Genomic DNA, 24,912 nt, shown 5'->3' with positions numbered 1-24,912 from the left:
CGAACTCGGGGGAGTCGGCTGACGTCGCCGCACAGGGCGCGACGCGTCGAGTTTCATGCACCAATCTGGGCTGACCGGCACGTTCGTGCAATAAGACCTTGGTCCGATACATGCGGAGCGGCGCGAATGGCGCGGGCATCCGGCTCGCAGTCCTGTTCGCACTCCCTTCGCACCGCCGTTTGCACCGCCCTTCGCAGCGCCGTTCGCATCGCCGTTCGCACCACGACGGGAGCAGACATCGCGCGGCGGTTCGGGCATGATTAGGGCCAGACAAGACGGAGGCATGCGATGCGGCAACCGAAAATCGTCATGGTCGGCGCAGGTCTGGTCGGCGGCTCCGCGGCGCTGTTTATCGCCGCGGCCGTGCCGAGCGCCGAGATCGTCATCATCGACCTGGAGCGGATACGCGCGGAAGGACAGGTACTCGACCTCGCTCACGCGGCCGCCTTCTGGGGGCACAGCGGCTTCGTCGCCGGCGACTACGAGCACGCGCACGACGCCGACATCATCGTGATCACCGCCGGGGTCGGCGTGAAACCCGGCCAGACCCGCCTCGACCTCGCCCGCACCAATGCGCGGATCGCGCTGGAGATCGTCGAGCGCACCGCGCCGATCGCGCCCGACGCGATCTACCTGGTCGCGACCAATCCCTGCGACGTACTGACCGGCGTGATCTTCGACCGGCTGCGCTGCGCGCCGGAGCGCGTAATCAGCACCGGCACCTCGCTCGACACCGGCCGTCTGCGCTCGCTGCTGTCCGAGCGGCTCGGCGTGGTCGCGCCGGCAATCCATGCTTATGTGCTCGGCGAGCACGGCGAATCCGCGCTGATCGCGTGGTCGGGCGCGGCGGTGTGCGGGATGCCGCTCGAAGTGTTTCTGTCGCGCAGCGGCAAGGAGCTCGGCCCCGCGAGCCGCGATCTGATCCTGCGCTCGGTGCACGAGGCGGCCAAGCTGATCAAGGAAGGCAAGGGCGCTACGCACTACGGAATCGCCAGCGCGATCGGGCGGATTTGCGAAGCCATCGTGCATAACACCGACCTGATCCTGACGGTCGGCACCGTGCACAGCGAAGTGGAAGGCGTGCCCGACGTGTGCCTGTCGCTGCCGATGGCGATCAATGGCCGTGGCGCGCGTCTGCTGGCGCCGCCGGCGCTCGATGCCGGCGAGCAGGAAGCGTTGCGGCGCAGCGCGCTGATCGTCAAGGAAGCAACCGGCAACCTACTGGGCGGCACCTGAGCGCCCGGGCATCGCCGCCACGACATCCCCACGACCCACCACCCACCACGACCAAGGCGCCGAGCGCGGCGCGACGAGGTGCATATGGCTCCAACCCCCGCGAAGACTTCACCGCCCCCGAACTCGCCGCCGAGCTCGCCGCCGGCGCCCGGCAGGTTCGCGAACGCGTGGAAATACCTGGTGCCGATCGCCATCGGCGTCGTGCTGTGGCTGCTGCCTCCGCCCGATGGCTTGCCGCCGAAGGCATGGCACATGTTCGCGGTGTTCGTCGCGACCATCGCCGGGATCATGACCGCGCCGCTGCCGATGGCGGTCGTCGCGATCATCGGCGCGACGGCCGGCGTGCTGCTCGACGTGCTGACCTTCGCCGACGTCACGCGCTCGACCGGCACCGATCTGGTGTGGCTCGTGATGCTGGCGTTTTTCATCTCGCGCGGCGTGATCAAGACCGGGCTGGGGCGGCGCGTCGCGCTGCTGTTCATGCGGCTGCTCGGCAAACGCACGATCGGGCTCGGTTACGGGCTGGTGCTGACCGAGCTGGCTATTTCGCCGGCGATGCCGAGCATCACCGCGCGCGCCGGCGGCGTGATGCTGCCGATCACCCGTTCGATCTCGGAGGTGCTCGGCAGTCACGCCGACGACCCCGAATCGCGCGGCAAGGTGGGCACCTATCTGATTCTGTGCGCGTTCCACGCGAACATCGTCGCGGCCGGGATGTTCATCACGTCGATGGCGGGCAATCCGCTCGCGGTCAAACTGGCCGCCGACCAGGGGGTGACGATCAGCTGGCTCGACTGGGCGGTGGCCGCGTCGGTGCCGGGCCTGCTGTGTCTCGCGCTGATTCCGCTCGCGATGATGTGGATCGCGCCGCCGCAGATCCGCAATACGCCCGACGCGATCACGCTCGCGCAGCGCGAACTCACCGCGATGGGGCCGATCTCCGTCAACGAAATTCTGATGGCGGTGATCTTCGTTGCGCTGCTGGTGCTGTGGGTGTTCGGCGAGCAGTTCAACATCGGCGCGACGCTCGCGGCGGCGCTCGGCGTGTCGCTGCTGTTCATCACCGGTGTGCTCACCTGGCAGGATGCGCTGAACGAGAAATCGGCATGGGACACGATGATCTGGATCGGGCTGCTGATCATGCTCGCGTCCAAGCTCAACGAGTACGGGATGGTCGCGTGGTTCGGCAAGGAATTCGGCGCGCATCTGGAGGGCTTCCCGCCGCTCGCGGTGTACATGCTGGTCGCGGCGATCTACTTCTACATCCACTATTTCTTCGCGAGCGCGACCGCGCATATCAGCGCGCTGTTTCCGCTGTCGCTCGCGCTGATGGTGGCCGCCGGAATTCCGCCGTTCACCGCGGCGGTCGCGCTCGGCATCATCAGCAACCTGAATGGCTGCCTGACCCAGTACGGGATCGGCTCCGGTCCGGTGATGTTCGGCGCCGGCTATGTGTCGCAAGGGCGCTGGTGGAAGGCGGGCTTTCTGATGAGCCTGATCTATATGGCGGTGCTGCTGGTGATCGGGCCGCTGTGGTGGCGGGTGCTCGGGCACGTTTGAGCGTGTTGGGCGTTTGAATGTTCGAATGTCTGGGTGTAGCGCGCGACGCTGAGGACTTGGGGACTTGGGGACTTGGGGACTTTGGGACTTTGGGACCTGAGGACCTGAGGACCTGAGGACCTGAGGACCTGAGGACCTGAGGACCTGAGGACCTGAGGACTTGAGGACTTGAGGACGGCGGCGCGCGCGACCGCCGTATGCCGCTTGGCGGCTGACCTTACTTCGGCTGCGCGCCGCCGAGCAGTTGCGACACCTTGCGGGCCGCGTCGGTCAGCGCCGCGACGGTCTGCGGATTCGCGTGGGCCGGCAGGTAGTGAATCGAGCCGACGATCGCCAGCGCGCCGAACAATGAGCCGTCGCCTTGCCGGATCGGCGCGGCCAGCGCATTGACTCCCAGGAACACTTCTTCGGGCGCATCCGCCCAGCCGCGCTCGCGCACCAGCGCGAGTTCGTGCGACAGCCGCATCGGGTCGGTGATCGTATGCGGCGTGCACGCTTCGAGCGGCGCCGCGAGCGCGGCTTCGCGCCGTTCGGCCGGCCCGTATGCGAGCGCGATCTTGCCTTGCGCGACGGTATGCAGGCGGAACTGCGTGCCCGGATGCAGCAGGATCTCCAGCGGACTGCGGCCGCGCACGATATCGAGCACGACCACGTCGCTGTCCGTGAACGAGCTGATCACGATGGTCTGGCCGACCGCGTCGCGCAGCTCTTCCATGATCGGCCGCGCGAGGCTGATCACGTCGAACTGCCGCACCAGCTTCTGACCGAGCAGAAAGAGCCGCCAGCCGATCCGGTAGCGGCTGGTGCGCGCGTTCTGCACCACGTAGCCTTCCTGGCGCAGCGAGGTCAGATGGCGGTGCACGCGTGCCTTCGGCACGCCGAGCGCGTCGGCCAGATGCGTGACGCCGCATTCGGCGTCGCGCTCGGCCAGCAGTTCGAGAATCCGTAGCGAAATCACGGAGGTCGACGACGTGTTGAGTTCGTCGCCGACCGCGCCGCTCACGTGGGTCTGGGTTTCATCGGCGAGAGCGGTGTCGTCGGGCGTATCGCGGCCGGTTCTTTTCACTTGCAGTCCTCTGGTTGGCTCACGCGGCGTGGCACGTTGCGTCGCTTAATCGAGCGTGATGAAACGCTCGCCGAACACGTGATAGCGCTGCGGTTTGTTCTTGCCGGCGTCCTCGGGCTGCACGTAGCGGATCGAACTGCGTCCGCGGCACGCACGAGGCAGGATGAAGCAGCGGATGAACGTGGTTGCGCGCGCCTCGGTGGTGGGCGCGAGCACCGGTGCGTGACCGAGCTCCAGCCAGGCGGAACCGGGTCCGTGGGTATGCGAGTCGCCGAGCGTTTCGATGGTGATTTCGCCTTCCAGCGTGCAGCGCACGCCCGGGCCCTGATGCACGTGCGTATGCGCGACGCCGCCGGGCGGAAATTGTACCTTGTCGCAACGCATCAGCCAGCGCTGGCGCGGCTCCAGCTCGACCGGCGCGTCGATCTTCAAGGTGGAGCGCGCGCCGGGCGCCGAACTGATTTCTCCGGCCGATGCCGCTTCGCCCGACACCAGTTCCCAACGCCACAACGTGACCCCTTCGGCACCGGCGAGCAGCGCGAGATCGTCTTCGCCGAGCCACGCGCCGTCGGCGCGTTGATGCTGCGCGCCGTCGCCGAATTCGATCGTGACGTCGCCGTTCACGACATACAGCGCGCGTCGGGCGGACGGCAGATAAACCGGCGGATGGTTCGGCGCGATGACGTCCTCATACAGACGCAATTGATAGTGCTTCACAGGGCTAGCCTCCTTGAACAGGGATAGGAACGAGTCATGGTGACTAGTATCGACTATCGATACACGATGATCTATTTATGGTTTACCACAAGCCCGCGCATAAAAATGCCCTGTTAATATCGGATCCATAATCATTTAGCATCGTATCGATCATCGATACGACGAAGATTCCGGGTGACCGGGAAGGAGACGGCGAATGGACAGAGCGGCGAGCGCAGTGACGAGGGCGGCCCCGGCCGGGCAACCGTGGTACCGGGGCGCGACCCGCGCGCAGTGGCGCGCGTTCGGCTCCGCGTATATCGGCTGGATGCTCGACATCATGGATCTGATGCTGTTCGCGATGGTGATCCGCGAAATCAGCGTCGATCTGCATTTCGACAAGGGCGTGGCCGGTGTGATCGCGTCGCTGACGCTGGTGTCCACCGCGATCGGCGGGCTGGTGTTCGGTTATCTGGCCGACCGCATCGGCCGCACCCGTTCGTTGATGCTGAGCATTCTGTGTTACTCGATCGGCACCGCGTTGTGCGGCTTCGCGGGCTCGGTCGGGCAACTGCTGGTGTTCCGTCTGTTGCTCGGCCTTGGGATCGGCGGCGAATGGTCGGCGGGCGCGGCGCTGATCACCGAAACGTGGCCGGCCAGGCATCGCGCGAAGGTGATGGCGTGGGTGCAGAGCTCGTTCGCGGTCGGCTATGCGCTGGCCGCGGTCGCGGCGGCGCTGGTGCTGCCGCACTTCGGCTGGCGCTGGGTGTTCGCGGTGGGTCTCGTGCCGACGCTGCTCGCGTTCTGGGTGCGCCGCCATGTGGAGGAACCGCAGATCTGGCGCGAGCAGCGCGAGCGGCTGTCGCTCGGCGCGACGCTGGCCACGTTGTTCGGGCCGTATGCGCGCAGCACGATCGTCGGGCTCGCGTTCACCGCCGCGGCGATGTGCGGCTACTGGGGCTTGTTCACGTGGATTCCGACGTATCTGTCGACGCCGGTCGCGCAGGGCGGCCGCGGCTTCGACCTGGTGCATTCGACCAGCTGGATCGTCGTGATGCAGCTCGGCGCCGGCGTGGGCTTCATCGTGTTCGGCTATCTGGCTGACCGGATCGGCCGGCGGCTCGCGTTCCTGCTGTTTTTCCTGCTGTCGGCGGCGGCGGTGCCGCTGTATGTGTCGATTACGTCGCCGCTGTTGCTGCTGCTGTTCGGCCCGGTCGTCGCGTTCTTCGGCACGGGTTTCTATAGCGGCTTCGCGCCGACCTTCGCGGAGATGTTTCCGACCCACGTGCGGGCGACCGCGCAAGGCTTCATCTACAACACCGGGCGGGCCACCAGCGCGCTCGCGCCGGCCGCCGTCGGGCTGCTGTCGCGCAACGGCAACGTGGCCACCGCGCTCGGCGCGACCGCCGGCTTCTTCCTGCTGGCCGCGCTGATCGTGCTGTTCTTCATGCGCGAGACGCGCGGGCAGGCGTTGTCCTGATGGCGCGAAGGCCGGCGTGGGCCGGCCTTCCCGTTGCGACTCAACGCATTGCGCGCGCGGTCACAGCACCCGCACCCCGCAGTCACCGATCAGCATCACCGCCTGCTCGACCGACAGGATCGCGCCTTTCAGATGCTGCAGCACGTCGGCCAAGCGGATCCCGCTCAGTTCGGCCGAACGCAGATCGGCGCCGTCGAAGCGGGTGTCGCGCAGCCGCACGTTGCGCAGGCTGCCGCCGTCGAATACCGCGTCGCGAAAGTCGCACTCGGTCAGATCGGCGTCGGAGAAATTGATCGATTCCAACGTCTGTTTGCGAAACGACAGACCCTTCAGGTTCGCGCCGACCAGCAGCGAATCCTGAAAGGTCAGCCCGAGCGTGCGGGCATCGACGAAGCGCGCGCCGGTCAGCTTCACCTCGGTAAATACCGTGGATGACAGCCGCGCGCCGGTCCAGTCGGTATTGTTCAGATCGCTGCGGCTGAAGCGGGCGTCGCTCGCGTTGCTGTAGCGGAATTTGGCCGCCGCGCCTTTGCACGACACCCATTGGCTGCGCGCGAGGTCGCAGTGCTCGAAGCGGGTTTGCTCGAAGCTGCAACGGGTGAAGCGGGCGGCGCGAAAGTCGAGGTTCGACAGGTCCGCGCCGTCGAAATCGCAGTGCTCGAAAGACGGTTCGTCGCCGCATTGGCGCAGCGGGCGGGCCAACTCGTCGCGGTTGAAGGTCTGGCCGCTGAATACTTGCGCGTCGCCGCTCGATGTCTCGTTCATATTGCTGCTCATCTTATTTTCGGCGGGACGCGATTTTATCGTCGTCGCGGCGACCGGCACAAGCGCGCCGGTTAGCGCGCCCGCGCGGCCAGCCGCGCGATCATCCGCTCGGCCATTGCGCGGTCGATCACTTCGAACGAGCGGCTGCCGCGCTCATACGCGTACATCGCGCCGGTCGCGATGTCGAACCACCAGCCGCTCAGCACGAGCGCGCCGGCCGTGACCTGCTGGCGCACGATCGGGTAGGTCATCAGATGCTCGAGCTGCACCAGCACGTTCAGTTGCGACAGTTGATCGTGCGGTTTGAGCGTCGCGTCGAGCGGGCCTTCCTGGTCGAGCCGGAACGCCGCGTTATTCGCGTGACACAGCCATCTGTCGAGGTTCGGCGCTTTCAGTTTGGCGCCGCGCGAATACACCGCCTTCATCGCGCCGCATTCGGAATGACCGCAGACGACGATGTTCGCGACTTTCAGCACCAGCACCGCGTATTCGATCGCGCTGGCTTCGGAGACGTCGCCGGTGGAGATGCCTTCGGCGGTCGCGGGCGGGATCAGGTTGCCGACGTTGCGCATCGTAAACAGGTCGCCCGGATGGGTCGACGCCAGCAGGTCGGGCACGACCCGGCTGTCCGAGCAGGTGACGAACAGCGCGTCCGGGGTCTGCGCGAGCGCCAGTTTGCTGAACTGCTGCGCGTATTGCGGCAGCATCTTTTCGCGGAACTCCACGATGCCCATGATCAGTTTGCGCATGATCTGTTCTCCGAATCACCGCTAGTCGCCGGCCGACGAGGTCACCGAACCGCCGAGGCCTTGCGAGTCGGCAATGCGGGCGAGCGCCCGGTCTTCTGGAAATAGATGCTGCTTATCGATCACGCGATCGAGCAGGTCCAGTTCGACGCGCAGAGCGTGATGGCGATGTTCGGGCAGGCTTTGCAGCAGGTTCTCGATCGCCGCGCGCAACCGCCGCGCGATCTGGATGCTGCCCGCGCCGTACTGGCGAATCTCGCGGAAACTGATGTGCACGTAGTTTTCCCAGTTGGGTGTCCGAAATATCACCCGCACCTGTCCCGACGAGTCCTCGATTTCTTCGAGGTACAGCGAGCGTTTGCCGACCACGCTCAACAGCCGCTGCAACTGGTCGATCGCGAGGACCGCGGTGGTCGGATCGTTGATCGCCGCGGACAGCGCCTTCAGCGCGATGTCGACGAGAATCCGGAACGCGAACATCGGGTCCTGTTCCATCGTGCGTTCGGTGCCGAGCGCCACCAGCGTGCGCAGCCGGTTTTCATCGATGGCGTCGGCGTTGCCGTACAGATAGAACAGCGGCTCGCCGACCGCGACGAAATCGCCGACTTGCGGCACCAGCTCGATCACCGAACCGGTGCGCCGTCCCTTGGCGACCAGCCGTTTCAGATTCACCGCCAGCACGATGCCGGATTTGCCGCGATGGCGCACGATGCGATCGGGCACGCGCAGTTCGCCGGCGGCTTTCGGCGCCGCGATGCGGCCGGTGGCCGGCGCCGGGTAGACGCTTTCGATCACCGCGATGCCGAGCGCGCCGACCCGGGCGACGAGGCTGACCGGCCGCAGGAAGCGCGCCGCGTAGTCGATCAGGAACAGGAACGCGACGACCGACGCGAAACCGAACAGCGCGGCAAGAAACACCTGCAGCTGATGGACCTGTTCCTCGCCCATCCACGCGAGGGTCCGGTTCGCGAACAGCAGCGCGAAGACGAACAGGCCGGACGTGCCGCGGATCACGTTATCGCGCAGCAGCGTGGTCGCGATGATACGCGGCGTGTACTGGCCGCCGGCGACCTGGATCGCGACCAGCAGCGAGCCGAACGTGAACACGAGAAACGCGAGATCGGCGGATACGATGTCGCCGACGAGCGAGCGGGCGCCGGTCATCGAGAGCCCGAAAAAGCCGGTTTTGGGATCGAGCAGCTGTTGCCCGATCATCCAGCGGCCGAGCAGTTCGGTCAGCGGTTTGATGAGCGCGTAGATCGCGACCGCGATCAGCGGCACTGTCCATAGCGACGATCTGAGGTAGCTCTTCAGGCTGTACCAGCGATTCCAGTCCATGATGGCGAGCGCGCGGGGCGAGCGGCGGTTTGCGACCCGCGCGGATGGAGCCGGGGCCTTTCTGGACTATCAGATACGCAAACGTTGGGGTGGGCAATCAGACCTTGGTCCGACGTCTGCTGGCGCAACAGCTCCGCGGACGATTACGCGCCCGCGGTGAGCGAGCGGTTTTCCTGCGTGAAGATCACGATGTGTTCGACATCGTCGAGCGTGCCGGTCGCGGTTTTTGCCGGGGCGGCCAGCGCTTCGCGCAGCCACGTGGGCAGCACGATCGCGGCTAGCGATGCGCCCACCGAGCCTGCCGTCCTGCGCAGGAATTCACGGCGTGGTTCCGCGGCGGCGCGGCTATTTTCGCGGGCCGCGCAGGCGGGCTGCTCCGATAAGTTGCTCCGGCCTGCGCGCTTCATCGCGGCACCCGCCTAGCGATCGCGCGCCGGGTTCCGCGACGCGCCGGCCTCGGGCAGCATCCGCTGCAATACCCGATCTTTCAGAATGAACTGATGGAACAGCGCGGCGGCGATGTGCAACGCGATCAGCGCAAACAACACCCAGGCGAGCACGCCGTGCACGTCGCCCATCGCGTGACCGAACGACGAGCCGGTTCGGCTCAACGCGGGCAGCGGCAATGCACCGGCGAGGCGCACCGTCCAGCCGCGCGACGATGCGTTGATCCAGCCGAGCAGCGGCACCAGCAGCAGGCACAGATAAAGCAGGAAGTGGGTGGTGCGCGACAGCACGCCGAGCAATGGCGGCAGTTCGTGCGGCGCGGGCCGATGCGTCAGACGCCAGAGCACCCTGAGCACGATCACGGCGATCAGCGTCGCGCCGACGCCGAGATGCCACGCGATCAGCCCGACGGGCTGCGTGTCCCGGTGGACGTCGGGCATCGTCCAGCCGATCGCGAACTGCGCGGCGATCAGCAGGACCGTCAACCAGTGGAGGGTGCGCGCGAGGGCGTCATAGGCCGGCGCTTGGGTTGCGGATTGTTTGTTCACTTCGACTCCCACTTTAAGCCGGGCAGTCACGCGCGATCAGGCGTTGCCCAGGCTAGCTGGAGCGTACCGATAATTTCTTAAGGAACCCTGATGTCTGTGCGGCTGGGGGTGTTAGCGCGTTGTTATCGCGCTGTTATCGCATTGAAGCGGCGCGTCAGGTTTGTGCAACCCGCTGCCGGATGCGCTCGGCCATTTCACTATCGAGCGGCATGTAGACGATCATGCCGAGGTCCGGACGGCCATCGACGGAGAACGCCGAATATTCCAGTTCGATCGATCCCAGCTCCGGATGCGTGAGACGCTTCACGCCGCCGGCGTCGCCGTGCGCGAGCACTTCATTGCTGCGCCACAGCGCTTCGAATTCCGGACTGACGGCGATCAGTTCGTCGACGAACGCGCCCACTTCGGAGGCCAGACCGGCGCGCGCGACATCCGCGCGGAACGCACCGACGACGAAGCGCGCGACGCTGTCCCAGTCATGCTGCTTCGCGCGCGCGGCGGGGTCGCGAAACAGGAAGCGCAGGATGTTGCGCTGGTCGGGAGGCAACGCGCCGTAGTCGGTCAGCACGACGGCCGCCGCGCGATTCCATGCGACCACGTCCCAGCTCGCGGTCTTGATGATGGCGGGGCTCGTTTCGAGCGAATCGAGCAGCCGTTGCAGGCGCGGATTGACGGTTTCGACCGAGCGGTAACGGACTTCGGGCGGGCGCCCCAGGCCGAGCATGAACAGATGCTCGCGTTCGGGATCGGTCAGCAGCAGCGCGCCGGCGATGCGCTCCAGCACCTCCGGCGACGGCGCGCCGCCGCGCCCCTGTTCGAGCCACGTGTACCAGGTCGGACTGATATGCGCGCGCTGCGCGACTTCTTCGCGGCGCAGCCCGGGCGTGCGTCTACGCCCGGAAAAACCGAAGCTCGCGGGGTCGAGCCGTGCGCGGCGGCTGCGCAGAAAGTCGCCGAGCGATAGAGCCGAATTGACCGACATGAGAACCCTGTTAGTCGTTTTACTATGATGAGATCACTACTTTAACGGGATAAGAATTGATCGGATAGTGAACGGGTGATCAACAAGGAGAGTTCACATGCGTATCTTTCTGACGGGCGCGACGGGTTTCATCGGGTCGGCCCTCGTTCCCGAACTGCTCGCGGCCGGCCATCAGGTGCTGGGGATGACGCGCTCGGACGCGGGCGCGCAAGCGCTTGCGGCGGCCGGCGCCGACGTGCATCGCGCGACGCTGGAGGATGCCGCGAGTTTGCGCGCCGGCGCGGCGCAAGCGGACGCGGTTATTCACGTGGCGTTCGACCACGACTTTACGAACTTCGTCGCGAACTGCGAGAAGGACCGGCGTGTGATCGCCGCGCTCGGCGCGGAACTGGGCGGTTCGCAGCGGCCATTGCTGATTACGTCCGGGACTGGGATCGGTAGCGGCACGCATGGCGAGCCGGCCAGCGAGGATGTGTTCAACGCCGCTCATCCGAATCCGCGCATCGGTTCCGAGCTGGCCGGTCAGGCGCTGCTCGATGCGGGTGTCAATGTGTCGGTGATGCGGTTGCCGCAGGTGCACGATCCGTTGCGGCAGGGGCTCATTTCTCCTCTCGTCGCGATTGCTCGCGACAAAGGCGTGGTTGCGTATGTGGGTGAGGGGCTCAATCGTTGGCCGGCCGGGCATCTCTCCGATGTCGTGCGTCTATACCGGCTCGCAATCGAAAAAGCTCAGCCGGGTGCGCGTTATCACGCGGTGGGGGAAGAGGGCGTGACTAGCCGCGCGATTGCCGAGTCGCTGGGGCGCGGGTTGAAGTTGCCGGTCGTGTCGATTGCGGCGGAGCAGGCGGGTGAGCATTTCGGCTGGATGGCGATGTTCGCCGGTCTGGATATGCCGGCTTCCAGCGCGTTGACCCAGGCGCGGCTCGGGTGGAAACCGAGCGGGCCGACGTTGCTCAGCGACCTCGATCAGGCGCGCTACATCTAGTGAAGTTCGTGGCCGGCCCTTACAATCCGTTTCTAAAAAATACATAACATTTCCACATTAACGGATTTACGAAGTCGGGGAAGTCGGTCGATGAAGCGCGCTGTAAAGTCGGTGTTGGTTTTTATTGCCGTTGTGGTTGGGGCGGTGGTGGTGAAGGGTGGGTTTGCCGCGTTTGAGATGGTTTTCAGACGCGGGCGGGATGACGAGCATTTCACTCACGCGACAGACGCGACAGCCTCCCGCCCAACCGCCCGCGAGCCGGCCTGAGTTTCCACCCCCACCTCCGGCCGCCGCAACGTCCGGCTACGCCGCCCATCCACCGAAACCGCGCGCTCCCCGGCCACCGTCACACGCCGCACCAGCCGCTCCTGGTTGCCATAGTCGTTCACCGCGTAGTGCTGGGTGGCGCGGTTGTCCCAGATCACCACATCGTTCTGCCGCCACTGCCAGCGCACGGTGTTCTCCAGCCGAATCACGCGGTTCTGCAGGATGTCGAAAATACGCGCGGATTCCGCACTCGACAAACCGACGATCCGTTTGATGAAGTGCCCGAGCAGCAGCGCCTTTTCTCCCGACACCGGATGCACATGCACGAGCGGATGCTCCGCCTCGTACACGGTCGACACGAACACGTTCTGATGATGCGCGAGGCGCGCGTCGGCGGACTGCGCATCGGTGCCCGCGACGCGCTCGGCGCCGTAGTCGTAGTCATTGGTATGCACGGCCCACAGCGAGTCGGCTAGCCGTTTCAGCTCGTCGGGCAGGCGCTCGTACGCGACGGCGGTGTTGGCCCACACGGTATCGCCGCCATAGGCCGGAATCTTCACGCCGCGCAGAATCGAAATCTTCGGGAACGCGTCGAGGAAGGTGATATCCGTGTGCCACGAATCGGCGCGCCCGCCGCCTTTCGACGCGTCCAGCTCGAACAGCCTCGTGCCTTCCGGCGACGGCACGGTCGGATGCGCGATCGTCTCGCCGAAGCGCGCGCCGAATGCCTGGTGCGACGCGTCGTCGAGATGGGACTGGTCGCGCAAGAACAGCACCTTGTACTTCACCAGCGCGCGGTGCAGCGTGTCGATCGCGGCATCGTCGAGCGACGCGGAGAGTTTGAAATTCTGCACCTCTGCGCCGATCAAGCCGGCAACACGGCGGATGCGAAGATTTTCGAATGACGTGTCCAGATCGGTTTGGGCGGAAAGACTCACGGATCACACTCCTGTATAGATAGCCGGGCAAAGAGCTATCGAGTGTAGAAAAGCCGCCGGCACGCTCAAACCAATCGATCGGAATATGGATTCCGCACGCGGGCTGATAAGTATTCGGACAGGTATTCGGGCGAATGAACGCGCGGGTCGCGGAGAGAACGGCAATACGGTGCCGATGTAATTTCGCCCGTCACCCCTCTGATTAGAAGGGTGCGGAGCGCATCGCGTTTCGAGTAGTATTCCATCCGGAAATGGGTATGACTGTTTTACCGGGCGACGTGAAAGCGCGCACAGGAGACCACCCTCCATTCCGATAAAAAAAGCTGAAAACCTGAGAGCAAAAAACTAAAAGCGTAGGAACCGGCGGGGCCTGCTTCTAATCACCGACGAGACCCTGCTTACGGGCGCGGGCCGACACGTCGGTCCGCGCGCGGCATTGCGCATACGAAACCCGCGTCATGCGCGGTTGCGATAAAGACGCAAGCTATTTGTTGCCGATCCCGGCGATATCGCCGGATAGATGCTTGAGCCACAAACTCATCAAGCCGGCCCGGCCGCGCACGCCATATTTGCGGAAAATCCCGGTGATATAGGAATGGGTCGTCGAAACCGCGAGACCCAGTTGTTCGGCGATCTGTTTTTCGGTCGCCTCGGTCAGCAGCAGATCCAGTACCTTGCGCTCGTACGGCGCCAGCACGGCCAACAGTGTCGCGGGCATCGCTTTCCGGCGATGAAACTCGGTCACGTCGCGCGCCACCCCGACGCGCAATTGCTCGTGCTCCAGCCAGCGTGCCGACCACGACACGTAGACGTCGCTGCCGTCCTTGTGACGATAGCGGTTCTCGAAACCGACGCGTTTGCGTCCGGCCAGTACTTCCTTCGCCTCCCGAAGCGTCGCGTCCTGATCGGCCGGCACCACGAAATCGATAATGAACTGATCGACGAAATCGCCCGGCGCATAGCCGAAGATGTCCTCGCACGCCGGGCTTACGTGGCGGATTCGGCCCTGCGGATTGACGAGAAAAATGGCATCCGGCGAATAATCGACAGAGGTCGCAACCAGGTCTTCGGAGAGTTCTTTTTTCATGGCGATAGTCCGGCCCGGTGCGTCCGGGCCGCGCAACGAAGACGGTCTCAGCGGCAAGCCCGCTGTATGGGAAACGCATCAGCGCGACAGCGTAGCGCGATCCGAATTAAGGGTCAATTTTCATCGAGCTTTCAAATACCCGACTAAGCTACTCAGATAACCATAAAGTTTTTAGGGGTATTGCCGTTAAGCGGTCATTGAATGACATTCCGTCGCTTTCAAATAAAGCGCGGTGCTTCGGAAAACATTTTCATGCGCAATAACCAGCCGGTAACTCAACGCGAATTCGATTATTCCGCGTCGGACATGCTTGTCTCCGCGACCGACGTGAAGGGCAGAATCCAGTACTGCAATCCCGCTTTCATTGCGATCTCGGGCTTTTCGCGCGAGGAACTGCTCGGCGCGCCGCACAACATCGTCCGCCATCCGGACATGCCGCGCGAGGCTTACGCCGACATGTGGGAGACCATCGGCGCCGGCTACCCGTGGACCGCGCTGGTGAAAAACCGCCGCAAGAACGGCGACCATTATTGGGTTTGCGCGAACGTGACGCCGGTCGTCGAAAACGGCCGCACCGTCGGTTATCTGAGCGTGCGCACCAAGCCGTCGCGCGACGAAGTAAAACTCGCCGAGTCGACCTACGCGCGGATGCGCGAAGGCACGCTGCGCTCGCACCGGTTGCGCCGCGGCCAACTCGTGCGGACCGGTTTCGCCGGCAAATTGCAGGCACTCACGCGTTGGTCGGTCGGCGCGCGGCTTGCGAGCGGCTATGCGGTCGCGCCGCTCGCGTTGCTGGCCGTCGGCGCGGTGCAGGCGGGCGGGCTGCCGCCGCTGCCGTACTGGAGCGCGGCGGCCATTTCCGCGTTGCTGGCCGGGCTCGCGTGGTTCACGCTCAGCAGGCAGGTGGGCGCGCCGCTCGCGGGGCTGTCCAGTTTCGCGACCCGGATGGCGGCCGGCGATCTGACGGTCGAAATGAGCGGCGCGCGCCACGGCGATTTCGCCGACGTATCGAGCGCGCTGAATCAGCTGAAGGCGAACCTCGGCGCGATCGTGCTGGACGTGCGCGGCCAGATCGGCGGGGTGATCGATGCGGCCGGCGAAATGTCGAGCGGCAATGCCGATCTCGCGCGCCGTACCGAAATGCAGGCGGCCTCGCTCGAGGAAACGGCGGCGACGATGGAGCAATTCACGACCACCGTCAAAGCCAACGCGGACGCCGCCGCGTCAGCGTTGGCGCTCGCCAAAGAGGCGCAGGACGCCGCGGCGCTCGGCGGCGAGATCGTCGGGCACGTCGAGAGGACGATGTCCGGCATCACGTCGGCGTCGCAGCGGATCGCCGATATCACCGGCGTGATCGACGGAATCGCATTTCAAACCAACATCATCGCGTTGAACGCAGCCGTGGAAGCGGCCCGCGCGGGCGACGCCGGTCGTTCGTTCGCGGTCGTCGCGACCGAGGTGCGGATGCTCGCGCAGCGTTGCGCGGAGTCGGCGCGGCAGATCAAGTCGGTGGTGGATCTGACGGTCGCGGAGGTGTCGCAAGGCACCGGATTGATCGAGCGGACCACGTCGCAGATGAAAGTGATCGACGACACCGTTCGCCGCGTACTGAAGATCATCGACGACGTCTCCAACGCCAGCGACGAGCAGGCCAAAGGCATCACCCAGGTGAATCAGGCGATTACGCATCTCGACAGCGCGACCCAGCAGAACGCCGCGCTGGTCGAGCAGGCGGCGGCGACCGCGCAACGGCTGATCGATTCCGCGCATGTGCTCGATGAGACGGTGCGGTTGTTTACGGTGGCGAAGGCGCCGGCCTGAGCGGGCGGCGGCGGGGCGGTGAGAATCCGCCAGTTTCACCCGCCGTCAGCGATGCATCCGCGAAGCGCGTGAACAGCGGCGAAGTTCGCGCGCCGAATAGACCAGCACGAACACGCCGGCGAGCAACGCGGCGATCGCGAGCAGATCATCCGCGCGATCGAGTGCTGCGTGCGCATGGAGCCATAGCCCCCCGCCGGCAACGGTCAGAACCAGACCGAGCAGCAAACCCCAGGCGGGGCCCGCCGGAGATGATCTGAGTTTGTGCGACATTTTCATTGCTTCACCTGCCAGTACTTCGAAATCCACGACGCGTCCTTTGCATCGTCAGTGAATAGCAAGTTATGTTCCGCGGGGCACCGAACGAAAGCGGCGAGTTCCCCACGGAAAAAGGCGACCGGCCCGACGAGCGGCCCGGTCGCAATACGCCCAAGGGAACCTTGCTGCTACCCCAAATGGGGCGCAACCAGTATAAGCAGACGGTCTCGCGAGCAGAGATGTACGGAACGCGGGCCAATCGGACGGACAGCGCAAGTACCCGGAAATACAGGGATTAAGCGAAGCACGAGGCGATATCGGGCGCGCGGCCTATGCGGTGCGAGCAGCGCGAACGGCGGGAACGGCGCAAGCGCTCGCGCAACCCTGCGGGCGCAATTCGACGGCGGTTTAATCCTCGCCGCTGAAGCTGGCAAGCAGCGTTTCCAGTCCCGCGAACGTGTAAGGCTTCGGCAGAACCGTGCCGAGGCGATCCGCGCCATCGCCGATCGCATGCCCGTATCCCGACGCGAAAATCACGTGCAGTCCGGGCTTCACGGTGACGAGCTGGCGCGATAGTTCGACGCCGTCGATGCCCGGCAGTCCGACGTCGGTCAGCAGCACGTCGAAGCCGCTCCGCGCGAACACCTCGATCGCTTCTTCGCCGCTCGCGGCCGCTTGCGCGTGATGGCCCATCATTCTGATCAGCTCGACGGCCATCTCGCGCAGGTCCGGCTGATCTTCCACGACGAGTACGTGCAGCGCCCGGCAGGGTGAGGGCACAGCCGCCTCGGTTTCGGCGGCCGGCGGTTCGGCGCGGGCGAGCGCCGCGGCCTGGCCGTTCGACAGCAGATGCCGGATCTTGCGCGCCAACTGTTCGCGCCGGTAAGGCTTGGTCAGCAGATGCACGCCGGCGTCGAGACGACCGCCGTGAACGATCGCGTTCTGCGTATAGCCCGACGTGAACAGAACTTCGATGTCCGGCAGCAACGCCTTCGCGCGCCGGGCCAGATCCGGACTGCGCATCGTGCCGGGCATCACGACGTCCGTGAAAAGAAGATCGATCGACAGGCCGCTTCTGAGGATCCCTAACGCGCTCTCGGCGTTGTCGGCTTTCAGCACGTGATAGCCGAGTTCGCGCAGCATTTCGACGACGGTCGCCTGCACCGCGAGATCGTCTTCGACAACCAGAATCGTCTCGCTGCCGCCGACCACCGCGAGGGTGACCGGCGGCGCGGTTTGCACGACCGCTTCATGCGAGCGCGGCAGATAGATCTTGATCGTCGAGCCGTGCCCGGGTTCGCTATAGATCTTGAAGTGGCCGCCGCTTTGCTTGACGAAGCCGTAGGCCATCGACAGCCCCAGTCCGGTGCCCGTCCCCTCGGGCTTGGTCGTGAAGAACGGATCGCAGGCCCGTTCCATCACTTCGCGGGTCATGCCCACGCCGGTATCGGAAATCGCCAGTAGAACGTATTGACCGGGCAGCAAGTCGTCGTCGGAGGCGACGTAATCGTCGTCCAGCATCGAGTTGCCGAGTTCGATGGACAGCTTGCCGCCGTCCGGCATCGCATCGCGCGCATTGATCGCGAGATTCAGCACGACGTTTTCGAGCTGGTTGGGATCGACCAGCACGTTCCACAGGCCGCCGGCCAGCACCGTTTCGATGATCACCGATTCGCCCAGCGCGCGGCGCAGCATGTCGTCCATGCCGGTGATCACCGGTGCGAGATTGGTCGCGACCGGCTGCAACGGCTGGCGCCGCGCGAACGCGAGCAGTTGCGACGACAGTTTGGCGCCGCGCTCCACCGCGCTGGTGGCGGTATTCACGCGGTTCAGCGCCGGGCAGTCGTCGATCAGGTGCGATTGCAGCAACTGAAGATTGCCGCCGATCACCTGCAGGATGTTGTTGAAGTCGTGCGCGATGCCGCCGGTCAGCTTGCCGATCGCCTCCAGCTTCTGCGACCGTTGCAGCGCGGTTTGCGTATGTTCGAGTTCGCGCGTGCGTTCCTGGACCAGTGCTTCGAGGCTCGTCTGGTAGCGCTGCAACTCGTCTTGCGCGAGCTTTTGCGCGGTGACGTCGTGCCCCTGCACGAAGATGCCGATGACCTCGCCGTCGGGACCGCTGATCGGTTGATAGACGAAATCGAGGAAGCGTGTTTCCAGTTTTGCGCTATCCCGCGGTTGAATCTTCACCGGTACCGAGGTGCCGACGAACGGCTGACCGGTGCGGAATACCCGGTCGAGCAGTTCGATAAAGCCCTGTTCCGTCACTTCCGGCAACGCGTCCTGCACGCGCCGGCCGACCAGATCGCGTTCGCCGACGAGGCTACGGTAGGCCGAATTGGCCAGTTCGAAGATGTGCTGGCCGGTTTTCAGCACGCAGATAAAGCCGGGCGCCTGCTCGAACAGTTGCAGCAGATGCGCTTTGTCGAGATGAAGTTCTCTGGCCAGTTGCAGCGTCTGACTGGTCTTTTCCAGTGCCGCGGTGCGCTCGAGCACGAGTCGTTCGAGTTCTTCCTGCTTGTGTTCGAGCGCCTGTTGCGCGAGTACCTGCTCGGTGACGTCATTACCCTGCGAGAAAATGCCGACCACGGCGCCGTGGTCGTCGACGATCGGTTGATACACGAAGTCGATGAAACGCACTTCGCCTTCTTCGTTTTTTTCGGCCGCGAGCGGATCGACTCTTAGCGGCAGCGCACGGCCGACAAAGGCCTTACCGCTGCGGTAGACCTCGTCGAGTAGTTCGAAAAACCCCTGGCCGACGAGTTCGGGCAGCGCCTGCCGGACCGGCTTGCCGAGAATGTCGCGAAAGCCCGCGAGGCGGTGATGCGCGCTGTTCTGCAACTGATAGACATGCTCGGGACCCCGAAAGAAACAGACGAATCCCGGTGCCTGTTCGAACAGGCGCAGCAGTTCCTGATACTCGCGATTGCGCGCATCGAGCGCGAGCTGATTCTGTTGTTCGGCGGAGCGGCGCGCTTCGTATTCGGCGGTGATGTCGCGCGTGATCTTCGCGTAGCCGATGTGATGTCCGGCGTCGTCGAACAGCGCGTCGAGCACGACGTGCGCGCGAAAACGCGAGCCGTCTTTACGCACCCGCCAGCCTTCCGATTCGAATTTGCCTTCGCGCACGGAGATGTCCAGCGCGCGGGCCGGCAGATCGGTTGCGCGATCCTCGGCGGTGTAGAACAGCGAAAAGTGCTGGCCGATGATTTCGGCGGCCGAGTAGCCCTTGATGCGTTCGGCACCTTCATTCCAGCTTTTGACGAGGCCCGCCGGCGTCAGCAGATAGATCGCGTAATCCCTCACGCGCTCGATCATTAGTTCGAAGTGGCCGTTGCCGGACAACGTCGCGCCGGCGACGCTCTGATCATTAACCTGCATGGGTAGGCACCTTGCACCGACGACTGTCGATTGGGCGCTCATTTTAATGCACTCGGTAATGCACGCGGAAGCGATTCGGCCGCACGGGTGCGGGCGGATTAGCGGTCCTTGCCGAGATAGCCGGGCAAGCCGAGCGCGACCGGCGATTTCGCGAGCGCGACGGCCCGGCTAACGAGCGCGTCGAATTCGGCGTCGCTGGTGGGAACCTCGAATTGTCGACGGAACAGATCCGCCCAGCGGAATTCCGCCAATGGAACCTGCGTCTTTTCGTAACCGCCCGCGTCGCGCACGGCCGCCGACAGGCTGCGGAATTCGTCGTCGATCAGGTCCCACACGTGGCGGAACATTTCGGAGTAGGGCACGCGCTGACCGTGGGAATCGTACGGATAGGTCCAGCGGTTGTTTTCGAGGGTGAGCCAGAAATCCGCAGTCGTTAGCGTCGACAGGTCTCGCACGAGTACGACGGGCACGCTCCTGATGCCGGTTTGCCACAGGGCGTTGGCGACGTGGTGATGGTCGATCAGATGCGCGATCTCGCCGGGACCGTACACGATGGGGACCGGCTTTTCGGCGATCGCCATGTCGAGGTCGTGGCCCGACAGCGCGCGGTACTGTTTCGTCTTGCCGCGCACTTCCCTGAGGCCGTGCGTGTATTGAGTCGGTCGCAGTTGCTCGATATCCAGCGTCTTCATTCGATACCCCCGGTCGCGGGCCGGCACGCGCGGACATCTGCTGCCGCGCTGCGCCGGCCACTTCAAGTCGTGCAACCGTGCATTAGCAGACGGCGTGCCGCGACCGGCCGGGCGCGACGCGCGACACCGCTTCTCGCGGCGGCGCGCGTTGCGCTTCACGTTCAATGCATGTGCTGGCCGCCGTTGATCGCGATATTCGCGCCGGTCACGAAGCCGGCATCGTCCGAGCACAGATAGGCGACCAGTGCCGCGACTTCCCCCGGTTTGCCCAGACGCCCCATCGGAATTTGCGGCAGGATTTTGGTGTCGAGGATCTGCTGCGGAATCGCGGTGACCATTTTCGTTGCGAGGTAGCCCGGCGAAATCGTGTTGACGGTCACGCCTTTACGCGCCACTTCGAGCGCCAGCGATTTGGTAAAGCCGTGCATGCCCGCCTTGGCCGCCGCGTAATTGGTCTGGCCGACCGAACCTTTCGAACCGTTGACCGACGAAATATTGACGATACGTCCCCAGCCGCGCGTCACCATCGCTTCGCACAGCGGCTTGGTCATGTTGAAGACCGAGTCGAGATTGGTGCGGATCACCGCGTCCCAGTTGACCTTGTCCATCTTGCGCAGCGTCATGTCCTAGGTGATGCCGGCGTTGTTCACGAGAATATCGACCGCGCCCACATCGGCGCTGATTCTGGCCGCTACGTGCTGGCACGAATCGTAGTCGGCCACGTCGACTTCATACGCGAGAAAATTGCGGCCCTGCTTTTCCATTTCCGCCAGCCACGCAGCCGCGTGGCGATTGTTCGGCGAATGGGTGACGACCACCGCATAACCCGCGTCGTGCAGTCTGATACTGATTGCTTCTCCGAGGCCGCCCATACCACCCGTCACAACGGCAATTCGCTTCGTCATCCTGTCCATCCGTAATAGTCATAGCTGCGAGGATCATGAAAACCCAATGGCTGCCTCGCACGACCCGCCATTGCGTTGTCGCAACACAGTGCCGGCGCTCTCCTCGTGAGAGGCGTCGGCTTCAGCGTTGATTCAACTGCGCGGGTTTTTGTAGGCTTTGCTATTGCGCGAAGATAGTTTCGAAGTACGGCGAGCGACGGCTTATCGGGGCCGTGCGCTGCCGCCAGTCGCGAGAAGCGAGCGGCCTGCCTGCAGGTTCCAGTCGGTCAGCTTGCGCGCCCAGGTGAACGCGTCGTCGGCGGACGCATAAAAGGGCGCGACAAGCGCTTCATAGAAGAGCGTCATGGCCGCGGACGGCGAGACGCTCGCCGGCTCCACGCGACGCGGGGAAAAGTAGATAACGACCTGCATCCGAAATTAGAATGTTTACTCTAAACGGAGCATATCATCAGAGCGGAGGTTTCGGACACTGTCCGTAATTCACGCTATTCGGACAGATCGCGGGTTGCGATTTTTTGCGGAATCGGCAGTGCTCATTGGCTGCTTTCCTCTGAAGAAAACGCTCCGTGCCGGGCGTCTTGCGATCGCTCTCGCGGGCGGCTCAAGAATGCAAAACGCATGCCGTTATAGCGCGCACGCGCCGCACTCGCAGCCTCACGATGGCTGTTCGTCGCGGGCGCGCCACCACCGGCACTGTTGTCAAGCGATGACCTTTCACTCTGTTTTCCGCCGGTTGCGATCGCTGGCTTCGATCCCGCGCGGCAACCCCGGGCTACTGAACGCGCAGTTCGACGCGTTCCGGCATCAGATGCCGCTGATGTACCTGATGCTGATCGCCAACAGCTGGGCGCTCGTCATCACGCATTACCGGTCCGCGCCGGCCTGGCTGGTCGTGCACGTGCCGGTCGCGTTGACCGCGTTCAGTGCGTTGCGGGCGTGGAAATGGGCGCGCTCGAACCGCGTGCGGCCCTCGCTCGCCGTCGCCGAGCGGGCGCTGGCGCGCACCAACCGGCTCGCGGTGGTGATGGCAGTCGGCTTCACCGCATGGGCGCTGTCGCTGGCCCGCTATGGGGACGCATACGCGCAGGCGCACGTCGCGTTCTATATGGCGATTACGGTGATCGGCGTGATTTTTTCGCTGATGCATCTGCGGCCGGCGGCGATTACGGTGGCGCTCATCGTCAATGGCGCGTTCTTCGTGTTCTTCCTGTTGTCGGAGAACATCGTGTTTCGCGCGATCGCGGTCAATACCGCGCTCGTGTCCGCCGCGATGCTGGTGCTCCTGTTGAACCACTACCGCGATTTCACGCGGATGGTCGACGCGCGCGCGGAAAACGAGCGGCTCGCGAATCTGGACAGCCTGACCGGTCTGCCGAACCGGCGCTCGTTCTTTCACGAACTCGACGCGACCTGCGCGGCCGCGGTTGCGAGCCAGACTTCGCTCGCGGTCGGCGTCATCGATCTGGACGGCTTCAAGCCGGTCAACGACATCCACGGTCATGCGATCGGCGACAAGGTGCTGGGGCAGATCGGCGAGCGTCTCGCACTCCTGATCACCCCGCGTTTGCGGCTGGCCCGGCTGGGCGGCGACGAGTTCGGGCTGCTGGTCTCGGAGTTCTCCTGCAGCGACGATTTGCTGGCACTCGGCGAACGGGTGTGCCGGGTGCTGCGCGAACCGGTCGTCGCCGGCGATGTGGCGGTGCAGATTTCCGGCTCGATCGGCTTCGCGATGTATCCGGACCATTGCTCGACGGCGGTGCAGCTGTATGAGTTCGCCGACTACGCGCTGTATGCGGGCAAGCGCAACCGGCGCGGCAGCGTGGTGATGTTTTCCGCGGCTCACGACGCCGCGATCCGGCGCGGTTCCCTGATCGAGCAGGCGTTGCAGATGGCGGATCTGGAGCGCGAACTATCGGTGGTGTTCCAGCCGATCATCTATATAGCGACGGGGCGCGTGTTCGGTTTCGAAGCGCTGGCGCGGTGGTCGCATCCGGTGCTCGGCCATGTTCCGCCCGACCATTTCATTCCGGTGGCCGAACGGATCGGCGTGATCAGCGGGCTGACGCGCGTGCTGTTGCAGAAGGCGCTCGCCACCGCGTTGCGCTGGCCGGATCCGGTGCGGCTGGCGTTCAATCTGTCGACCCTCGATCTGGCTTCGCGCGAGACGATGTCGGAGCTTCTCGGGCTGATCCACGACAGCGGTTTCGATCCGTCGCGGCTCGACTTCGAGATCACCGAAACCGCGTTGGCCCGCGAGATCGATCCGGTGCAGGAGGCGGCCGCGCGGCTGCGGGCAATCGGCTGCGGCGTGTCGCTCGATGATTTCGGCGTCGGCTATTCGAGCCTGTCGTATCTGCATACGCTGCCGCTTACGAAGATCAAGATCGATCGCAGCTTCGTGCGCGGGATGGATGCGGTCCGCACCAGCCACAAGATCGTCAAGTCGCTGCTCGCGCTGGGTCGCGACATGGGCGTCGAAACCATCGTGGAAGGCGTCGAGACGGACGATGAGCTGGCCGCGCTGCGGGCGGCCGGCGCCGAGCTGGCGCAGGGATTTCTGTTTGCGAAGCCGGTGGAGCCGGCGCAGACCTGTGCGTTGGCGCAGCGGTGCCTGTTGCCGGGGGCGGTGGTTGCGGAGGTTGGCTGAGCGACGCGCCGCTGCGTTCCGCGGAGAGCCGCTCTTGCGAAGAGTGCGTTTGCGTTGGTGCCCGTGTTTGTGCTTGCGTGCGTGTGTGTTTGTGCTCACGAATCGGATGCGTGCTGTTTTGTTTCTAAGGCTTCGCGAACCGCAGCGTCATCCGGTCCGATTCGCCGATTGCGGCAAAGCGTGAGCGGTCGACGTCGCCGCCTTTGTAGGTTGGCGGCAGTGACCAGACGCCATGCGGATAGTCCTTGGTATCGCGCGGATTCGCGTTGATCTCGCTGCGGGCGACCAGCACGAAGCCGGCAGCCTGGGCGTGTTCGATCACGAACGCTTCGCTCACATAGCCGGATTCGATCATTTGCTGGACGCTTGTTCCCGGCCGCGCGCGATGCTCCTCGACGCCGAGTTCGCCGCCCTGCTTGAGCGCCCGATAAAACGCGCGCAGGTTCGCATCGAGTTGTCCGTCCTTCATCCAGTTATGGATGTTCCGGAACGTGAAGACCCGGTCGAATTTCGCGTCGGCGTCGAAGCCTTCGAGCTGGCCTGCTTGCAGCGTGCCGACGACTACCTTCCCATACAGCGCCGGATTGTTCGCGAGCTTGCCGCGGAAATTGCGGTCGGTCGCGGCGTCCGCGGCGACGAGATCGGCGGACGTGCTCACGTACTGCGCTTCGTACAGCTGACCGGAAGCGTGGAGATAGGGCGCGAGTATGTCGGTGTACCAGCCGCCGCCCGGGGCGATTTCCAGCACGGTTTGCGTGGGCGCGAGTTCGAAGAACTGCAGCGTTTCCTTAGGATGACGATAGACGTCCCGGGCGCGCGCCTGGTTGCTGCGCTGGGGGCCGCTGATGGCGGCATCAAGTGATCCTGCGGTAACGGTGGACTGCGCGGTGCCTGCGGGCGATGAATCCTGCGCATTCAATGCGGAGGACGTGCAGCCTGTCAGGGTGAGCGCGAGAAACGCGGCGGTGGTCGTGAGTGTCGAAGTGAACGTATGAGCGAGCGGCGGGCGGGTGGTTTTCATCGAATCAACGAAGGCTGGAAGTAGGCGACAGGATACGCGTTAGCGCCGC

Annotated in this window: 21 protein-coding genes and 1 pseudogene; 6 read left to right on the top strand and 16 right to left on the bottom strand. The window is 64.6% G+C overall.

Features of this window, described 5'->3' with window-relative positions:
• The first annotated feature begins 288 nt into the window (after positions 1-288).
• Both BTH42_RS13305 and BTH42_RS13300 read left to right on the top strand, forming a co-directional pair.
• The gene (locus BTH42_RS13305) at positions 289-1,236 is read left to right on the top strand and encodes a lactate dehydrogenase (RefSeq protein WP_075299962.1); all 948 of its coding nucleotides are present in this window, start codon (positions 289-291) and stop codon (positions 1,234-1,236) included.
• 84 nt (positions 1,237-1,320) lie between these two features.
• The gene (locus BTH42_RS13300) at positions 1,321-2,796 is read left to right on the top strand and encodes a DASS family sodium-coupled anion symporter (protein WP_075299960.1); all 1,476 of its coding nucleotides are present in this window, start codon (positions 1,321-1,323) and stop codon (positions 2,794-2,796) included.
• 217 nt (positions 2,797-3,013) lie between these two features.
• Here BTH42_RS13300 and BTH42_RS13295 read toward each other — a convergent pair whose 3' ends face one another.
• Together BTH42_RS13295 and BTH42_RS13290 are read right to left on the bottom strand one after the other, a co-directional pair.
• Positions 3,014-3,862: an IclR family transcriptional regulator gene (locus BTH42_RS13295; protein ID WP_083654781.1), complete on the bottom strand. Its 849-nt coding sequence runs from the start codon at positions 3,860-3,862 to the stop codon at positions 3,014-3,016.
• A gap of 45 nt (positions 3,863-3,907) precedes the next feature.
• A complete protein-coding gene (locus BTH42_RS13290; RefSeq protein WP_075299958.1) occupies positions 3,908-4,579 on the bottom strand; it encodes a hypothetical protein in 672 nt (223 codons plus the stop codon).
• 196 nt (positions 4,580-4,775) lie between these two features.
• On the opposite strand from BTH42_RS13290, the gene BTH42_RS13285 reads away from it, so the two are divergent.
• Positions 4,776-6,038, top strand: coding sequence for an MFS transporter (locus BTH42_RS13285; RefSeq protein ID WP_075299956.1), 1,263 nt, complete (start codon positions 4,776-4,778; stop codon positions 6,036-6,038).
• Between the two features lie 60 nt (positions 6,039-6,098).
• On the opposite strand, the gene BTH42_RS13280 is transcribed toward BTH42_RS13285, so the two are convergent.
• The 6 genes from BTH42_RS13280 to BTH42_RS13255 form a co-directional block, all read right to left on the bottom strand.
• Complete coding sequence (locus tag BTH42_RS13280; protein WP_075300176.1) at positions 6,099-6,815, bottom strand: pentapeptide repeat-containing protein; 717 nt, start codon at positions 6,813-6,815, stop codon at positions 6,099-6,101.
• Positions 6,816-6,874: 59 nt separating this feature from the next.
• The gene (locus BTH42_RS13275; protein WP_075299954.1) at positions 6,875-7,552 is read right to left on the bottom strand and encodes a carbonic anhydrase; all 678 of its coding nucleotides are present in this window, start codon (positions 7,550-7,552) and stop codon (positions 6,875-6,877) included.
• A 21-nt stretch (positions 7,553-7,573) separates the two neighbouring features.
• Positions 7,574-8,887: a DUF2254 domain-containing protein gene (locus tag BTH42_RS13270; protein WP_075299952.1), complete on the bottom strand. Its 1,314-nt coding sequence runs from the start codon at positions 8,885-8,887 to the stop codon at positions 7,574-7,576.
• A 143-nt stretch (positions 8,888-9,030) separates the two neighbouring features.
• Positions 9,031-9,180, bottom strand: coding sequence for a hypothetical protein (locus BTH42_RS35450; protein WP_178392164.1), 150 nt, complete (start codon positions 9,178-9,180; stop codon positions 9,031-9,033).
• Positions 9,181-9,306: 126 nt separating this feature from the next.
• Positions 9,307-9,882 carry a cytochrome b gene (locus BTH42_RS13260; protein WP_075299948.1) on the bottom strand — a complete coding sequence of 192 codons (576 nt, stop codon included), beginning with the start codon at positions 9,880-9,882 and terminating at the stop codon, positions 9,307-9,309.
• Positions 9,883-10,036: 154 nt separating this feature from the next.
• Positions 10,037-10,864, bottom strand: a complete 828-nt coding sequence (locus BTH42_RS13255; RefSeq protein WP_075299946.1) for a helix-turn-helix transcriptional regulator — start codon at positions 10,862-10,864, stop codon at positions 10,037-10,039.
• 97 nt (positions 10,865-10,961) lie between these two features.
• Between BTH42_RS13255 and BTH42_RS13250 the strand changes: the two genes are divergently transcribed.
• Positions 10,962-11,849, top strand: a complete 888-nt coding sequence (locus tag BTH42_RS13250) for an SDR family oxidoreductase (protein WP_075299944.1) — start codon at positions 10,962-10,964, stop codon at positions 11,847-11,849.
• 215 nt (positions 11,850-12,064) lie between these two features.
• Here BTH42_RS13250 and BTH42_RS13245 read toward each other — a convergent pair whose 3' ends face one another.
• Complete coding sequence (locus tag BTH42_RS13245; RefSeq protein ID WP_256702007.1) at positions 12,065-13,054, bottom strand: TauD/TfdA family dioxygenase; 990 nt, start codon at positions 13,052-13,054, stop codon at positions 12,065-12,067.
• A 484-nt stretch (positions 13,055-13,538) separates the two neighbouring features.
• Positions 13,539-14,141: a helix-turn-helix transcriptional regulator gene (locus tag BTH42_RS13240; RefSeq protein ID WP_075299942.1), complete on the bottom strand. Its 603-nt coding sequence runs from the start codon at positions 14,139-14,141 to the stop codon at positions 13,539-13,541.
• Positions 14,142-14,393: 252 nt separating this feature from the next.
• Here BTH42_RS13240 and BTH42_RS13235 point away from each other — a divergent pair, with 252 nt between their 5' ends.
• A complete protein-coding gene (locus BTH42_RS13235) occupies positions 14,394-15,962 on the top strand; it encodes a methyl-accepting chemotaxis protein (RefSeq protein ID WP_075299940.1) in 1,569 nt (522 codons plus the stop codon).
• Positions 15,963-16,007: 45 nt separating this feature from the next.
• Here the strand turns inward: BTH42_RS13235 and BTH42_RS13230 are convergent, their stop codons facing one another.
• The 5 genes and pseudogenes from BTH42_RS13230 to BTH42_RS35445 form a co-directional block, all read right to left on the bottom strand.
• Positions 16,008-16,238: a hypothetical protein gene (locus tag BTH42_RS13230; protein WP_075299938.1), complete on the bottom strand. Its 231-nt coding sequence runs from the start codon at positions 16,236-16,238 to the stop codon at positions 16,008-16,010.
• Between the two features lie 387 nt (positions 16,239-16,625).
• Positions 16,626-19,598 carry a response regulator gene (locus BTH42_RS13225; protein WP_075299930.1) on the bottom strand — a complete coding sequence of 991 codons (2,973 nt, stop codon included), beginning with the start codon at positions 19,596-19,598 and terminating at the stop codon, positions 16,626-16,628.
• Between the two features lie 98 nt (positions 19,599-19,696).
• Positions 19,697-20,290, bottom strand: coding sequence for a ParB-like protein (locus tag BTH42_RS13220; RefSeq protein WP_075299928.1), 594 nt, complete (start codon positions 20,288-20,290; stop codon positions 19,697-19,699).
• A gap of 161 nt (positions 20,291-20,451) precedes the next feature.
• Positions 20,452-21,195: pseudogene (phbB, locus tag BTH42_RS13215) on the bottom strand (acetoacetyl-CoA reductase).
• A 201-nt stretch (positions 21,196-21,396) separates the two neighbouring features.
• Positions 21,397-21,540 (bottom strand): hypothetical protein, encoded by a 144-nt coding sequence (locus BTH42_RS35445; protein WP_178392163.1) that lies wholly within the window; start codon positions 21,538-21,540, stop codon positions 21,397-21,399.
• A gap of 361 nt (positions 21,541-21,901) precedes the next feature.
• Between BTH42_RS35445 and BTH42_RS13205 the strand changes: the two genes are divergently transcribed.
• A complete protein-coding gene (locus BTH42_RS13205; RefSeq protein ID WP_075299924.1) occupies positions 21,902-23,842 on the top strand; it encodes a bifunctional diguanylate cyclase/phosphodiesterase in 1,941 nt (646 codons plus the stop codon).
• Between the two features lie 124 nt (positions 23,843-23,966).
• Here BTH42_RS13205 and BTH42_RS13200 read toward each other — a convergent pair whose 3' ends face one another.
• Positions 23,967-24,863 carry a class I SAM-dependent methyltransferase gene (locus BTH42_RS13200; RefSeq protein ID WP_075299922.1) on the bottom strand — a complete coding sequence of 299 codons (897 nt, stop codon included), beginning with the start codon at positions 24,861-24,863 and terminating at the stop codon, positions 23,967-23,969.
• Positions 24,864-24,912: the final 49 nt, after the last annotated feature.

Origin of the sequence: Burkholderia sp. SRS-W-2-2016 (assembly GCF_001931485.1) — a bacterium.
GTDB lineage: Bacteria > Pseudomonadota > Gammaproteobacteria > Burkholderiales > Burkholderiaceae > Paraburkholderia.
The sequence above is the reverse complement of the archived record's forward strand: the minus strand, read 5'-3'. Positions and strand labels throughout refer to the sequence as shown.

Excerpts from the sequence above, each read along its gene's own strand:
- BTH42_RS13270 (WP_075299952.1), bottom strand. The coding sequence starts at position 8,887 with ATGGACTGGAATCGCTGGTACAGCCTGAAGAGCTACCTCAGATCGTCG.
- BTH42_RS13225 (WP_075299930.1), bottom strand. The coding sequence starts at position 19,598 with ATGCAGGTTAATGATCAGAGCGTCGCCGGCGCGACGTTGTCCGGCAAC.
- BTH42_RS13250 (WP_075299944.1), top strand. The coding sequence starts at position 10,962 with ATGCGTATCTTTCTGACGGGCGCGACGGGTTTCATCGGGTCGGCCCTC.
- BTH42_RS13285 (WP_075299956.1), top strand. The coding sequence starts at position 4,776 with ATGGACAGAGCGGCGAGCGCAGTGACGAGGGCGGCCCCGGCCGGGCAA.
- BTH42_RS13255 (WP_075299946.1), bottom strand. The coding sequence starts at position 10,864 with ATGTCGGTCAATTCGGCTCTATCGCTCGGCGACTTTCTGCGCAGCCGC.
- BTH42_RS13230 (WP_075299938.1), bottom strand. The coding sequence starts at position 16,238 with ATGAAAATGTCGCACAAACTCAGATCATCTCCGGCGGGCCCCGCCTGG.
- BTH42_RS13300 (WP_075299960.1), top strand. The coding sequence starts at position 1,321 with ATGGCTCCAACCCCCGCGAAGACTTCACCGCCCCCGAACTCGCCGCCG.
- BTH42_RS13240 (WP_075299942.1), bottom strand. The coding sequence starts at position 14,141 with ATGAAAAAAGAACTCTCCGAAGACCTGGTTGCGACCTCTGTCGATTAT.
- BTH42_RS13220 (WP_075299928.1), bottom strand. The coding sequence starts at position 20,290 with ATGAAGACGCTGGATATCGAGCAACTGCGACCGACTCAATACACGCAC.
- BTH42_RS13275 (WP_075299954.1), bottom strand. The coding sequence starts at position 7,552 with ATGCGCAAACTGATCATGGGCATCGTGGAGTTCCGCGAAAAGATGCTG.
- BTH42_RS35445 (WP_178392163.1), bottom strand. The coding sequence starts at position 21,540 with ATGACGCTCTTCTATGAAGCGCTTGTCGCGCCCTTTTATGCGTCCGCC.
- BTH42_RS13235 (WP_075299940.1), top strand. The coding sequence starts at position 14,394 with ATGCGCAATAACCAGCCGGTAACTCAACGCGAATTCGATTATTCCGCG.
- BTH42_RS13205 (WP_075299924.1), top strand. The coding sequence starts at position 21,902 with ATGACCTTTCACTCTGTTTTCCGCCGGTTGCGATCGCTGGCTTCGATC.
- BTH42_RS13305 (WP_075299962.1), top strand. The coding sequence starts at position 289 with ATGCGGCAACCGAAAATCGTCATGGTCGGCGCAGGTCTGGTCGGCGGC.
- BTH42_RS13280 (WP_075300176.1), bottom strand. The coding sequence starts at position 6,815 with ATGAGCAGCAATATGAACGAGACATCGAGCGGCGACGCGCAAGTATTC.
- BTH42_RS13200 (WP_075299922.1), bottom strand. The coding sequence starts at position 24,863 with ATGAAAACCACCCGCCCGCCGCTCGCTCATACGTTCACTTCGACACTC.